Source organism: Bifidobacterium sp. MSK.17.10 (assembly GCF_019129655.1).
Lineage (GTDB): Bacteria > Actinomycetota > Actinomycetes > Actinomycetales > Bifidobacteriaceae > Bifidobacterium > Bifidobacterium adolescentis.
Map to the genome: position 1 here is coordinate 178,133 of NZ_JAHOJD010000003.1, position 14,408 is coordinate 192,540.

Annotated in this window: 11 protein-coding genes; 9 read left to right on the forward strand and 2 right to left on the reverse strand. The window is 62.1% G+C overall.

Going from position 1 to position 14,408, the window contains the following annotated elements; all coding sequences use genetic code 11:
* Nucleotides 1-34: 34 nt before the first annotated feature.
* Nucleotides 35-910 (reverse strand): TetR/AcrR family transcriptional regulator, encoded by an 876-nt coding sequence (locus tag KSX58_RS03495; protein ID WP_035010331.1) that lies wholly within the window; start codon nt 908-910, stop codon nt 35-37.
* Nucleotides 911-1,019: 109 nt separating this feature from the next.
* Here KSX58_RS03495 and ftsY point away from each other — a divergent pair, with 109 nt between their 5' ends.
* Nucleotides 1,020-2,291, forward strand: coding sequence for a signal recognition particle-docking protein FtsY (ftsY, locus tag KSX58_RS03500; protein WP_217735796.1), 1,272 nt, complete (start codon nt 1,020-1,022; stop codon nt 2,289-2,291).
* An 86-nt stretch (nt 2,292-2,377) separates the two neighbouring features.
* On the opposite strand, the gene KSX58_RS03505 is transcribed toward ftsY, so the two are convergent.
* Nucleotides 2,378-3,568, reverse strand: coding sequence for a cation:proton antiporter (locus KSX58_RS03505; RefSeq protein ID WP_011742657.1), 1,191 nt, complete (start codon nt 3,566-3,568; stop codon nt 2,378-2,380).
* 414 nt (nt 3,569-3,982) lie between these two features.
* Between KSX58_RS03505 and KSX58_RS03510 the strand changes: the two genes are divergently transcribed.
* The 8 genes from KSX58_RS03510 to KSX58_RS03545 all read left to right on the forward strand — a co-directional run bounded on the left by KSX58_RS03510 (nt 3,983) and on the right by KSX58_RS03545 (nt 14,263).
* On the forward strand, nt 3,983-5,278 hold the full coding sequence (locus KSX58_RS03510) for an ammonium transporter (protein WP_003807439.1): 1,296 nt from the start codon (nt 3,983-3,985) through the stop codon (nt 5,276-5,278).
* A gap of 1 nt (nt 5,279) precedes the next feature.
* On the forward strand, nt 5,280-5,618 hold the full coding sequence (locus KSX58_RS03515; RefSeq protein WP_003807443.1) for a P-II family nitrogen regulator: 339 nt from the start codon (nt 5,280-5,282) through the stop codon (nt 5,616-5,618).
* Between the two features lie 156 nt (nt 5,619-5,774).
* On the forward strand, nt 5,775-7,601 hold the full coding sequence (locus KSX58_RS03520; RefSeq protein ID WP_217735797.1) for a nucleotidyltransferase domain-containing protein: 1,827 nt from the start codon (nt 5,775-5,777) through the stop codon (nt 7,599-7,601).
* A gap of 387 nt (nt 7,602-7,988) precedes the next feature.
* Entirely contained in the window at nt 7,989-9,446 is a 1,458-nt protein-coding gene (gene dnaB, locus KSX58_RS03525; protein ID WP_011742660.1) for a replicative DNA helicase, read from the forward strand.
* Between the two features lies 1 nt (nt 9,447).
* Nucleotides 9,448-11,031, forward strand: coding sequence for a Mur ligase family protein (locus KSX58_RS03530; RefSeq protein WP_085380130.1), 1,584 nt, complete (start codon nt 9,448-9,450; stop codon nt 11,029-11,031).
* 65 nt (nt 11,032-11,096) lie between these two features.
* Nucleotides 11,097-11,855, forward strand: a complete 759-nt coding sequence (locus tag KSX58_RS03535; protein WP_038443889.1) for a type 1 glutamine amidotransferase — start codon at nt 11,097-11,099, stop codon at nt 11,853-11,855.
* A gap of 148 nt (nt 11,856-12,003) precedes the next feature.
* The gene (locus tag KSX58_RS03540) at nt 12,004-12,243 is read left to right on the forward strand and encodes a phasin family protein (protein ID WP_021913220.1); all 240 of its coding nucleotides are present in this window, start codon (nt 12,004-12,006) and stop codon (nt 12,241-12,243) included.
* 139 nt (nt 12,244-12,382) lie between these two features.
* Nucleotides 12,383-14,263: an AarF/ABC1/UbiB kinase family protein gene (locus tag KSX58_RS03545; protein WP_021913221.1), complete on the forward strand. Its 1,881-nt coding sequence runs from the start codon at nt 12,383-12,385 to the stop codon at nt 14,261-14,263.
* The last annotated feature ends 145 nt before the right edge of the window (nt 14,264-14,408 follow it).

Here is a 14,408-nt window from a genome sequence, read left to right on the forward strand (position 1 = left end):
AATTTCCCCTAGGGTCATTTCGGGTGACGGTATGTCAGTTTTCGTCAATTGTTGATTGTTTTTGCGATTCGTGCGGGCTTTGCGGGTTTTGCGATTCGTTCGTCTCGTCTGATTCGTTTGATTCGTCTGCCGCTTGCGATTTGCCTACTGCTTGCGATCCGTCCGTCACGGTCGTCCCGTCCGTCGCGTCATCTCCCGCAGCAACCGCCTTCTCCTGCGATTTCGCGGCCTTCTTGCCCTGCTTCTCCTGCTTGGCGATCGCCTTCGCTTCCCGCGCGGCCTGCTTTTCCGCCTCGCGGGCGGCCTTTTCGCTTTCGTAGCGCAGTTCCGGCTTGGCTTCCATGCGGCTCAGCCCATACCATGCCAGGTTCACGATGTGCGCGGCGAGCTGCTCCTTGCTGAGCTTGCGCTGGTCGGCCCAATATTGGCAGGTGTACACGGTCATGCCGATGAGCATCTGCGCGTAATACGGCACGCTTTTGGCCGGCAGATGCTGGCGTTTGAACGCGTCGGTGAGAATGTCCTCGACGCGTACGGCGATGTCTCCAAGCAGCGAATTGAACGAGTTGGACGGGTCGGTTTTCGGCGAATCGCGCGTGAGCACGCGGAAGCCTTCGGCGTTTTCCTCCACGTAGGTGAGCAGCGCAAGCGCGGTGCGTTCCACGATTTGGCGCGGATGCGCCTGCGGGTCGGACAGCGCGTTGATGAGAACGTCGGTGAGCGCGCGCATTTCGCGGTCCACCACCACGGCGTACAGGCCTTCCTTTCCTCCGAAATGTTCGTAGACGATGGGTTTCGACACTTTTGCGGTCGAGGCGATCTCTTCCACGCTCACTGCTTCGAATCCCTTGGCCGCGAACAGCGATCGACCGATTTCGATGAGCTGCTCGCGCCTCTGATACGACGTCATTCTGGATGTATTGGCCATACTGCCCAGTTTTTCACGCCCCGTGGATAGCCCCATTGCCTGCCCTGGCAGAGATGAGTGGCGTGTCCGTTGCGCTTTTTAGGCTGGAACCATGGATACGAATGTGATTATTGCGATTGTCGCGGTCGTCGTTATCGCGGCATTACTTGCGATTGGCGGATGGTGGTTCGGTAAGAGCCGCAAGTCCGCCGTGGACAAGTCCACTGAAGCGGCGAAGGCGAAGGCCGATGCTCGTTTGGCTACGGAGAAGTCCGCCGCGCAATCTGCCGCCGCAAGTGCCGAAAACGCTGAGAAAACCAAGGAAACCGCGGAATCCGCAGCGACGGAAGTGGAATCCGCGACTTCGTCTGCCACACCTGAATCGCCAGTGGCAACTGAACCAACTCCGGTCGGGTCAGCCGTAACTGAATCCGCGACCCCAGCCGTCGAAACCCCTGAAGCTGCCGGCACCCGCATGCAGCGCCTCAAGGCGCGCCTGTCCAAGTCCGGCAATCCGTTCGGCAAGGCCCTGTTCAACATCCTCGCCAAGGACCAGCTCTCCGAAGCCGACTGGGAGGACGTCGAAGACACCCTCCTGCTCGCCGACGTGGGCGCGGAAGCCAGCGAACAGCTCGTCGAGGAACTGCGCAACGACGCCCGCATCGCCGGCCAGTCCGATCCGGCCGAAGTGCGTGCGGCGCTGAAGGACAAGCTGCTGAAGCTCGTCGGCACCGACGTCGACCGCCGTCTCAACGCCGACAAGGAAGGCGCGAACAAGCCGAGCGTCATCATCATGGTCGGCGTGAACGGCACCGGCAAAACCACCACCGCGGGCAAGCTGTCCCGACTGCTCGTCTCCGAAGGCAAGCAGGTCATGCTGGGCGCCGCCGACACGTTCCGCGCGGCCGCGGCCGACCAGCTGGAGACTTGGGGCGCCAAGGTGGGCGTGCCGGTCGTGCGTTCCGACAAGGACGGCGCCGACCCGGCGTCCGTCGCGTTCGAAGCCAGCGCCAAAGCCAAGGAAGAGAACGCCGACGTGCTCATCATCGACACCGCCGGCCGCCTGCAGAACAAGGCGAACCTCATGGACGAGCTCGGCAAGATCCGCCGCGTTACCGAAAAGAATCTTCCGGTCGACGAGGTGCTGCTCGTGCTCGACGCCACCACCGGCCAGAACGGCATGACGCAGGCCAAGGTGTTCGCCGAAGCCATCGGCATTACCGGCGTGGTCCTGTCCAAGCTCGACGGCTCCGCCAAGGGCGGCATCGTCATCTCCGTGCAGAAGGAGCTTGGCGTGCCCGTCAAGCTCGTCGGCCTCGGCGAAGGCCCGGACGACCTCGCCCCGTTCGATCCGGAAGGCTTCGTCGACGGCATCCTCGCCTGACGTTCCCATATTTTCCGGATTTGCGATTTCCGTAGCGAAAACCTCCCGTCACGTTCCGTACGTGGCGGGAGGTTTTCGTATTGCGATTACTGCTCAGCGCCAGCCGTACCGGCAGCCGCAGCCCCCACTCCCGGCACCTTCCGGATCGTCAGCTTCAGCAGCAGCGGCGCGACCAGCGTCACCAGCGAAATGATGAAGATGATCGTCGAATAGTATTCGCTGCCGAGCACATGCTCGTTGAAGCCGATTTGCGCGGTAATCAACGCCATCTCGCCACGCGGTACCATGCCCGCGCCGATCATCAGCGCCGAAGCGCCGCCAAAACCGGCCATGCGGCCACCCAAACCGCAGCCGACGACCTTCGTGATCACGCCGAGAACCGTCATGATCGCAATGAACACAATCATCTTCGTATCATCCACGCCTGTGGTCTGCAGGCCGATGCCCACGAAGAACACCGGCACGAACAACGTGTCTCCAACCGGCTCGATATACCGGTCCGCGTCCTCCGCGTAATCGCTGTTGCTTACCGCGATGCCGGCGAAAAACGCGCCCACCGCGTAGCTCAACCCGGCCAGATTCGACGCCCACGCCATCGCCAGGCAGATGATCACGGCCATCACCGCGATGCCGGACGGCGCCTTCAGCACGCCAGCCAGCGTCATCAGCGCCGGCGCCACCCAAACCACCACCACGGCGGCCGCCACAAAGAACAGCACCTGCTTGAGCAGAATCAAACCCAGCCCTGCCACGTCCACGCTGCCGGTGTTGACGAGCGTGCACATCACGGACAGCAGGATCACGCCGATCACATCGTCAGCCACGGCCGCGCCGAGAATCGACACGCCTTCCTTCGAATCAAGCAGTCCGGCTTCCTTCAGCACCGCCACGGAAATCGACACGGACGTGGCGGAGAACACCACGCCGATGAACGCAGCCGGAATCGGCTTGAAGCCAAACAGCAGGCTCACTCCACCCATCACCGCCACGGGGAACACCACGCCCATGCACGCGATGATGACCGCCGCCTTCGAATATTTCTTCAGCAACTGCAGGTCGCAGCCGACACCGCCCAAAAACATGAGGATGATGATGCCGAGGTCGCTGAACAATGACAGCGAATCGCTCATGTGCATCACGCCCAGCAGCGAAGGGCCCACGAGAATGCCGACGAGGATCTGCCCGATCACTTCCGGCAGCTGCGCTTTGCGGCAGATCAGCCCGGAAACCGTGGTCAGCATCAAAATGGCGCACAGTGAAATGATGAACGTTGCCATGGTCCTCGCCGCTCTCTCGTTACGCGCGCCATACGTTCGCCGCACCGCGCGTTCGGTGTACATGCCACGCGCTCGCCGTACGCGGCGTTCTCCCGTCGCGTGCCACGCGTGTTCCGTAAGTTTCAGCTACCCAACTTACTCCGTCCGCAGCGTTGCCCGCCGCTTCCGTCCACCGTCGCAATTTCATATTGCGATTGCCGGGCGATTATGCCTTCCGTATTTCCGTACCGCCAGTTTCGTTGGAATTCCGCCATTTTTCGGCGTAGGTTGACGTTCCGCGCGGATGGCGTTACGTTGGCGTAACACGTCGTAACGTTTTCAAAACGCGGCCGGCGTTCCATATCGTTCTGTCAGCCCCACACGATGGGGACGGAAATGTTGAACCAAATATAGAGAAAGAAAGAGGAGGGTGACATGGGCCAGCTTGATTCTGGAAATGCCGCGTGGATATTGACTTCCGCGTCCCTTGTGTTCCTCATGACGCCTGGTGTGGCGTTCTTCTATGGTGGCATGGTCCGCGCCAAGGCCGTGCTGAATATGATGATCATGGAGGCGGCCGCACTGTCCGTCACGATGATCATGTGGGTGCTGTGGGGTTGGTCGATCGCCTACGCCGGCACCTCGGTCGGCGGCATCTTCGGCGACCCGGCAACCGGCTTCCTGCTGAAGGACACCATGGTTTCCGATAAGGGCGTCTTCACATCGGCCGCACTGAACGGCAACAACTACCCGGTCAGCGTCGACGTGGCCTTCCAGTCCGCGTTCGCCATGATCACCGTCGCGTTGATCTGCGGCGCCATCGCCGAACGTGTGAAGTACTCCACGTGGATGATTTTCGTGGCGCTGTGGATCACGTTCGATTACGCTCCGCTCGCCCACATGGTGTGGAATGGCGGCCTGCTGTCCGCTGACGGCGCCATTTCCCAGGCGATCGGCGCAGCCGCCCACGATTTCGCAGGTGGTACGGTCGTCCACATCAACGCCGCAGTCGCCGCTCTGGTCATCGTGCTGATCATCGGCAAGCGTAAGGGCTTCGGCACGCAGCCGTTCCGCCCGCACAATGTTCCGTTCGTCATGCTCGGCGCCTTCCTGCTGTGGTTCGGCTGGTTCGGCTTCAACGCCGGTTCCGCCTTCGCAGCCAACGGCACCGCCGGCTACGCGTGGGTTTCCACGTCCGCTGCAACCGCTGCGGCAATGCTCTCCTGGGGCTTCACCGAGAAGATCCGCACCGGCCACTACACCGCAATGGGTGCCGCTTCCGGCATCGTCGCGGGCCTCGTCGCCATCACCCCGGCCGCCGATGTGGTCTCCCCGCTGTGGGCCATCGTCCTCGGCGCCATCGCCGGTGTGCTCACCTGCCTGGCCTGCGGTCTGAAGTTCAAGCTCGGCTATGACGATTCCCTCGACGTCGTCGGCGTCCACGGCGTTGGCGGCTTCACCGGCACCGTGCTCATCGGCTTCTTCGGCGAAGGCACCGGCCTGTTCGCAGGCGGCGACTGGAGGCAGCTGGTCGTCCAGCTCATCGTCGCTCTCGTGGCCATCGTCTGGTCCGCCGTCATCACCGGCATCATCGCCTTCGCTCTGGAGAAGACGATCGGCTGGCGCGTCACCGAAGCCCAGGAAGTCGGCGGCATCGATCTTGCCGACCAGGGCGAACGTGCTTACGATTTTGCTGGTACCGCCAGCTCCGTCCTCAAGGAGGTGAAGTGAGATGAAGCTCATTACCGCTATCATCCAGCCCCATAAACTCGACGATGTCAAGGAAGCCCTCGCAGCCGCGGGCGTGCACGGCCTGACCGTGTCCGAGGCAAACGGTTATGGCCGTCAGCGCGGCCACACCGAGGTCTACCGTGGCGCCGAATACACCGTGGATCTCATTCCGAAGATCCGCATCGAGGTGCTGTCCGACGACGCCGATGCCGAAACCCTGGTTGGCGTGATCGTCAAGTCCGCCGGCTCCGGCACCATCGGCGACGGTAAGGTCTGGGTGGCTCCGCTTGACTCGGTGACCCGCGTGCGCACCGGCGAAACCGGTTCCGCCGCCATCTGATCCGTCCGGCCTTGTGATCGGGCCGATTCGGACAAGATGAAATAAAGACCCCCGGGCTTGAAGTTCGGGTTATCAATTACGACACATCCCCGTACGTGCCTCGCGCCGTGCGGGGATTGTCATAAGTCGTCATAGGTTTCATAAGGAACGTGCGTTATGACTTCAGCAGTCGATGGTCTCAAACAACGGTTCATGGCCATGAGCCAGCCCGACGCCGACGGCGTCTACCGCAATGGCGCGGCGAAACGCAAAGCCCGCACGGAATTGGCCATGGGCAATCTCACACAGTTGTGGAACGAAGCCTGCGAGGCGGTTTCCTTCGATGTTCCGGCAACCGGCATCGGTCTCGGCGCGGTCGGTTCGCTGGCACGTGGACAGGTGGGCCCCAGCTCCGACCTTGATCTGGCGGTCATCTACGAGCCGCACGCGCTGACCGACCAGCAGCTCAACGAGCTCGCCAACAAACTGTGGTATCCGATTTGGGATTCCGGCCTCGACCTCGACCAGTCGGTACGTACCGTCGCGCAATGCGAGGCCGTCACCGACCGCGACCTGCCCGCAGCTATGGGATGGTTGGACGTGGTGCCGATCGCGGGGGACACTGGACTTATCGAAAGCACAGCCGTATCCATATTGGAACGATGGCGCAAGGCCGCGCGCAAACGTCTGCCGGAACTGCTCGGCTCCGCCAAATCGCGCCTCGACGAATTCGGCCGCATGGCCTACATCAACCAGCCGGACATCAAGGAGGCACGTGGTGGCCTGCGCGACTCCGTATTGGTGTCCGCGCTCGCCGCATCCTGGCTTGCCGACCGTCCGCACGGCACGTATGACGACGCCGTCGAACGGTTGCTGGACGTGCGCGACTGCATCCATCTGGTCGCCGGCAAAGATACGAACATGCTGCTATCGCCCTACCAAGCCAAAGTCGCGGCGATGCTCGGTCTGGCCGATCCGACGCTGCCCGATGGCGAACGTGAGGCGAAGTCGATCGACGATCTGCAAACGTTGCTGGCACGCGTCGGCCGTCAGATCGCGTTCTCCCTTGATTCCACCGCGTCGCGCGCCGAGCATTCGCTGACGCACGACAAGCCGCGATTCGCCTTCTTCCAAGTGTTCCAGCCGCGCGGTGGCGGCAAACGTCAGGCACCGACCTTCGATGTGATCGCCCCCGGCGTGGCCAAGCATGAAGAGGAAATAGTGCTCGCTCCGGGCGCGGAACCGGCCGCCGACCCGAACCTCGTGCTGCGCGTGGCCGTCGCGGCCGCGGAATTCGGCCTGCCGATCGCCCCGGGAACGTTGCGGAATCTCAAAAAGTGCCCTATCGGCGACCGCAACTGGACGGACGAATCGCGTGAACTGTTCATACGATTGCTGGCTTCCGGCCCCGCGCTGCTCAACGTGTGGGAAGACATCGATTTCATCGACGTGCCCGGCAAGCTCATCCCCGAATGGTTGGGCGTGCGCAACCGGCCAAGCGCGTCCGCCGCGCACCGCTATACGATCGACCGGCACATGGTGGAGGTCGTCACGCGGCTCGGCCGTGAAACACCCAGCGGTGGGCGGTACGACGACCGGCATTACGAGGCGTTGCTGCTCGCCGGCATCCTGCATGACATCGGCAAACGATCGGGGGTGGCCAACCATGCGGCGGAAGGCGCTCGGCATGCGACCGTGGTCGTGGAACGCATGGGATTCGACCGCGACATCGTCCGCTGGGTCACGCTGCTGGTACGCGAGCATCTGACATTGTCGGAGTTCGCCACAGGCCGCAATCCCAATGATCCCAACGTCGGTGATGATCTGGCCGGCCGGCTCGACCATAATCCCGTGCTGCTCGACATGCTGTTCGACCTGACCCGCGCCGACGGCTCCTCGTTGGGGGCCACGTCCGGCGAGACCATCTCCAAACAGTACGGGTGGAGCAAATGGCGTGAAACGTTGGTGCGCACCATGTACAACGCCACCCGATACCACATGTAAGCGCCGGTTTCTCGCATGCGCCAAGCCGATATGCCCCCGTATTTCTCGTCGTTTACGGAAAAGCGGGGTGCATATCACCTTCCGTTCACTTCGGCAAATCGAAATAAGGGAATCGGGGTACATGCTTTAGGATGTCCCCAAGTTGTCCACTCAGTTATCCCCACTCTGTGGATAAGTCGAAACGTTTTCCACATGGTTATCCCCAATATGTGGATAACTCGGCTTTTTTCGACTTTCTTATCCACACCAAAGCCATTCGCGCGTGTCGTTCGGTGGATGCGGAGATTCATCCATAATCTCAATGCAACACCGGTCGTGACGGCACGCACGTATTATGGTTTTCCTCGGTATTGAACACATTCGATTGACTGCTGCGGTTGGAGGGACATGGCGGAGAACGACTCTTGGAACAACGGTTCGGCGCAGAACCGCGGATTTTCGAACGCTGGAAACGGTGCGAACGGCATGAACGGCCGATCCGGCCAAGCCGTGCGCGACGCCCTGTTCGACCGCGTGCCGCCGCATGACGACGCCGCCGAAATGGCGGTGTTGGGCGGCATGCTGATGAGCAAGGACGCCATCGGCGAAGTATCGCAGATGATCGACGTGTCCGACTTCTACCAGCCACGCAACCAAACCGTGTACGAAGCGGTCATCAAACTGTTCTCGGCCTCCCAGCCGGTCGACGCCGTGCTGGTGGCCAACGAGCTGCTCGCCGAAGGCAATCTGGAAAAAGTGGGTGGCTCCGACTATCTGCACAGCCTGGTCGCATCGGTTCCGACCGCCGCAAACGCCACGTATTACGCCGACATCGTGCATCAGCGCGCCATCCTGCGTAATGTGATCGCGGCCGGCACCAAAATCGCACAGCTCGGCTACACCGCAGAAGGCTCGCAGGCCGAAGACGTCGTCAACCTGGCGCAGGCCGAAGTATATGAGATGTCCACCGGCAAAGTGCGGCAGGACTACGCGCCGATCGGCACCGTCATCGCCGATACGCTTGACCAGCTCGACCGTCTGCAAAGCGGCGAAGTGTCCCGAGGCGTGCCGACGGGCTTCCGCGACATCGACGACGTGACGCAGGGCCTGCAGCCCGGCCAGATGATCGTCGTGGCAGGCCGACCGGCCATGGGCAAGTCCACACTCGGTGTGGATTTCGCCCGTTCCGCGGCACTGCATCACGGATTGACGACCATCATCTTCAGCTTGGAAATGAGCAAAAACGAGTTGGCGCAACGTATCATCTCCGCTGAATCCAACATTCCGCTCGCCGCCATGCGCCGCGCGGACGACATCACGCCGGAACGTTGGGCCATCCTGAACGAGTTGCAAGGCAAGCTGCAGAACGCGCCCCTGTTCATCGACGACAGCCCGAACATGAGCCTGATGGAAATCCGCGCGAAATGCCGCCGACTGAAGCAGACGAACGATTTGAAACTCGTCGTCATCGACTACCTGCAGCTCATGACCTCCGGCAAGGCCGTGGAAAGCCGCCAGCAGGAAGTGTCCGACTTCTCCCGTGCGCTGAAGCTGCTCGCCAAGGAGCTGGAAGTGCCAGTGGTGGCACTGAGCCAGCTGAACCGTGGCCCCGAAATGCGTCAGGACAAGAAGCCGCAGCTGTCCGACCTGCGTGAATCCGGCTCTATCGAACAGGACGCCGACGTGGTGTTCCTCGTGCACCGTCCGGACGCCTACGACAAGGAGGACCGCCCGGGCGAGGCCGACATCATCATGGCGAAGCATCGTAACGGTCCGACCGACACGTTCAATCTTGCGTTCCTTGGCGCGTATTCGAAGTTCAAGGACATGCCCCAGGATTACCAGTCCCAGCAGGAGGCGGTGTGATATGGCTTGGAATTCCTTCGCGACCCCGTTGATCGGCAAGGCCGTGCGCGCGGCCTCCCGTTTGGCGCACGGCGGTGGCAGCGCGTTCCCCGGCAAAATCGTGGAACGCATCGACCCGCAATTCCTGTCGCGCACATTGGCGCAACTGCCGCTCGGCGTGGTGCTCGTCTCCGGCACGAACGGCAAAACCACCACCACACGCATGGTGGCCAGCATGCTGCAATCGCTCGGATTGAAGGTGTTCACCAACCCGACCGGCTCGAACTTCACCCGTGGCGTGGTTTCGTCGCTGCTTGCGGAAGTCTCGCTTTCCGGCAAACTCGACGCCGACATCGCGGTGCTGGAACTCGACGAGGCGTACGCCGTGCATTTCGTCAAGCAGGTGCCGCCCGACTACTGCCTGCTGCTCAACGTGATGCGCGACCAGCTTGACCGTTTCGGCGAGATCGACAACACCGCGCGACTGCTGTCCAAAGCTGCGGAAGCCACCACCGGTACCGTCGTGCTCAACCGTGAGGACCCGCGCATCGCCCGTCTTGCTGACGTGGCGCATACGGAAGACGGCGTGGAAGTACGCTACTTCGGCCTTGACGAATCGTTGCGCGGCTTCTTCCCGTCGGATGACGACATGAGCACCACTGTTGACGCGGAAGCGCACGACAGTGCGGAACATGGCGGAAATATTGGCGATTCGGGCAATGCCGGCGATACTGCCGATGCCGTTGCGGCTGCCGCGCCGGCCACATCGCAACCGCAGGACGGTCCCGACGCGCTGCCCGCCGACGTGACGTTGCGCGCCGTGGGCGACCACCGCGCCACCTTCGCGATCGACGGCGAAACGTATGAGACGGCCGTGAAACTGGAAGGCGTATACAACCTGTACAACGCGGCCGCCGCGCTCGCCGTGGTGCGCGCCGTCGCAGCGGACGCGCAGGCGATGTTCCTGCCGTTCGAAGACGCGCTCGCCGACAGTGTCGACGCGGACGGTGCCGATACCGGTACCGAAACGGACGGCAACGGCTCGCATGACGCCATCGACCAGGCCGCTGCGGACGAGATTCTGCGCGCGGCAGGCGTCTCACCCCGTATGATCGCCTTCGCGCACGCCACCACGCAGGCCATGATCGACACCGCCGGCGAGGTCACACCGGCATTCGGCCGAGGCGAGGTCATCACCGTGAACGGCACCCCCGTGGAACTGCTGCTCGTCAAAAACCCCATGGGCTTCCGCCTGTCGCTGGCCTCGTTCAAGCCCGAAGGCTGCGACACCATGATCTGCATCAACGACGAATACGCCGACGGCCGCGACATGAGCTGGCTGTGGGACGTGGACTTCACCTCGCTGCGCGGCACCGGCGTCAAAGCCGTGTCCGGCGTACGCGCGTGGGACATGGCCCTGCGCCTCGAATACGATCAGGTGCCGGTCGAATCGGTCAGCACCGACCTGGAGGAATCGGTCGTGGACTTCGTGAACGCGAATTCTGGCACCCCCAAACACATCTACTGCACGTACACGGCCATGCTGAAAACGCGTGCCGCGCTCGCCAAAATCGCCGACGTGGCCGACGCCGGCGTGGGCAAGTGAGCGCCGCGCGAAACGAAACCGCGCAATCGCAAAGCAAAACAGCGGAAGGAAGACGAGGAGACGATATGAGCCAGGTCATCGACATCGTGTCGCTGTATCCGAAGGATATGAACATCTACGGCGATTCCGGCAACGTGCTCGCCATCCAGCGCCGGCTCGCGCTGTACGGCTACGAGCCGCGCGTACACGCCTACAACCAGGGCTGCGACTGGCCCGAGCACGTGGACATGATTCTGGGTGGCGGCGGCCAGGACACCGGCCAGAAGAAGATCATCGACGACTTCTTCCAACGCGCCGACCTGCTGCGTTCGCTCGCGGCGGACGGCGTGCCGATGCTGATGATCTGCGGCCTGTACCAGCTGTTCGGCGAGTATTTCGAAACGGTCGACGGCTCCCGACTCGACGGCATCGGCGTGATCGGCGCGTACACGGTCGGCCAGGAAACACGCATGATCGGCAATCTTACGGAAACCTCCGCCGATTTCGGCAAGATCATCGGCTACGAAAACCATTCCGGACAGACGTTCCTGCGTGACGGCGTGCAGCCGCTCGGCACCGTCGAACAGGACGGCACCGGCAACAACGGCGAGGACCATACGGAAGGCGCGCGCGTCCACAACGTGATCGGCACGTACATGCACGGCTCGCTGCTGCCGAAGAATTCCGCGATCGCCGATTTCCTGATCCGCACCGCCGTCGAACGCCGTTACGGCACGTTCGATCCGGCCGCCGCCGGACAGACGGACGCGCAACGGGCCGCCCTGCATCGCATCGACGAAATCGCCGACCGTGCTCGCCGCGTGGCCATGTCCCGTCCGCGCTGACGGCTGCCATGCCGGTTCGCCGACAATCGCACCGCCCGCGCTGAACGCCGGATATCCGCCACTTTTTATGCGATTGACCGGTTTCGCTCGGCGCAGATGTGAAGAAAATGCGATAGAGTGGTACCACCATCACCTAAAGGAGGACATCATGGCTGATTTTAATTTTGGTGACGGCCTGCGCAAGGTCTTTCTCGCCGGCGTCGGTGCCTTGGCGACCACTGTTGAGAAGAGCCAGGAAATCGTTGACGACCTCGTCAAGAAGGGCGAGCTGACCGTCGAGCAGGGCAAGGCCCTCAACGCCGAACTCAAGCACAAGGTCGAAGAGGCTAAGGAAGCCCCTGAGTCCAAGGATGCAGCCCCGGCCGAAACCGAAGACAAGGCCGAGTAGCTCCAGTCTTTCGTATCGCCGTCTGCCGCGCATGTGAGCGCCCGGACGGCGATTTGCTATGCCCGCGCGACGCCGGCGAAACGTTCGTCTGGCATCGCGGGCTTTCCAGCCGATTTCCCAACCGTTTGCGAGCAGTGACATGTCTTTGAAACACCCATCCGACAAGCCGGACGCGGCACGCCCCGAAAGCGTGGAGCCCGTCACGCTGTCCGACAGGGTCAACGCGGTCATCAACCCCACGGCCGACCCTTCGCCGGACGCCGCCTCCCAAGCAAACGGACTGACGGATGAGCTTGCCCACGAATCCGCGGACGATGCCGGCGAAACGGACGATACCGGCAAAGCGGCCGGTGCCAACGCGCAATCGTCCGAAACCATCGGCATCTTCGGAGCGCGCAAAGACACGTTCTCCGCGCGCTACCATCTGACCCGCCGCGGCAAACTCCGGCGTCTTGCGCAAATCGCGCAGATCGCCAACAAATTCGACGTGGTTCACGGACTCACGCCCGTCAAAATGCGTCTCATGCTCGAAGCGCTCGGCCCCACGTTCGTCAAGGTCGGACAGATCCTGTCCATGCGCTCCGAAATCCTGCCGCAATCGTTCTGCGACGAACTGTCCAAACTGCGCGCCGACGCCGACCCCATGCCATACAGCACGGTGCTGCAGGTGCTTGAGGACGAATACGGCCGGCCCGTGGACGAGATCTTCGACCATATCGACCCCACCCCGCTCGGCTCGGCCAGCCTTGCGCAGGTGCATCGTGCGAAACTGCTCACCGGCGAGGACGTGGCCATCAAAGTGCAACGTCCGGGCGTGCGCGAAACCATGGCGCAGGACGTGTCCATCATGCGCACCATCGCGGGAATCGCCACCAAAACCATGCGCAGCGCGCAGGTGGTGGACCTGTCCGGCGTGGTCGAGGAACTGTGGGACACCTTCGAATCGGAAACCGACTTCCTCATCGAAACGCGCAATCTGGCGGAATTCAAACGATTCTGCGAACGCTACAAATACATGGACTGCCCGAAGCCGTACCCGGAACTATGCACCGAACACGTGGTGGTCATGGACTACGTGGAAGGCATCTCCGTCTCCCATCCGGACGAGCTGCTTGCAGCCGGCTACGACCTGAAGGAAATCGGCACCAAACTCGTGGACAACTACGCCACGCAGGTACTCGACGAAGGCTTCTTCCACGCGGACCCGCACCCCGGCAACATCATGGTGCGCGGTGGGCAGATCGTGCTGCTCGACCTGGGCATGACTGGCCGGCTCAACGCCAAAACCCGTTCCGTGCTGAAGGACATGATCTTCGCCGTGGCCGAGCAGGATTCCCCCAAGCTTGCCGACGGTCTGCTGCGTTTCGCCGGTGCCGAGGCCGATCCGGAGGATTATCCGGCATTGCTGGCCGATCTGGACGTGATCGTCAAGGAATTCGGCACAGTGGACCTGGCCGAACTGGACATCGCCGCCATGCTGACGGCCCTGACGCAGATGGCGCAACGCCACGGCATCGAAGTGCCGAGCACCGTCACCACGGTCGGCCGTGCGCTGGTCACGTTGGAGGGATTGCTTGACGAATTCATTCCCGACGTGAACATGATCCAGATCATCTCCGACCACATCGCGTCGAGCACGTCGAAGAAGGATTTCGCCAAGGACGAGACGAAATCGCTGGCTCTCGAAAGCCATCAGGCGCTGCACAGTCTGCTTGCCGCCGCCAACGAGCTGAAAGTGGCGTCCCGCATGCTCACGCGCGGCCAGCTGCGCGTCAATATGGAGATGGTCGGTTCGCAGGAGCCGATCCACCTGCTCGCCAACATGGTGAACAGGCTTACGATGGCGCTTATCGTGGTCGGCCTGTTCATCGGCTCGTCGATTGTGTATTACGCGGGCATCAAGCCGGTGATTTTCGGCATTCCGATTGTCGGTTTCCTTGGCTACGTGATCGCGTTCATCCTGTCCGTCTGGATTGTGTTCGACATCTACTTCAAGGGACGTTCCAACAAAAAACGGTAGTTTTTGTGGTTTTAGCGTCGGACGGCTGACCGGACATGCATACTTGACACACTCAAGGCCGTTCGGCCAAGTCTACGGTCGAGCATGCATGTCCGGTCCACCGTCCTTTGGGGAATCGAACCGTACGTTTATGGAGCTCTCTCCG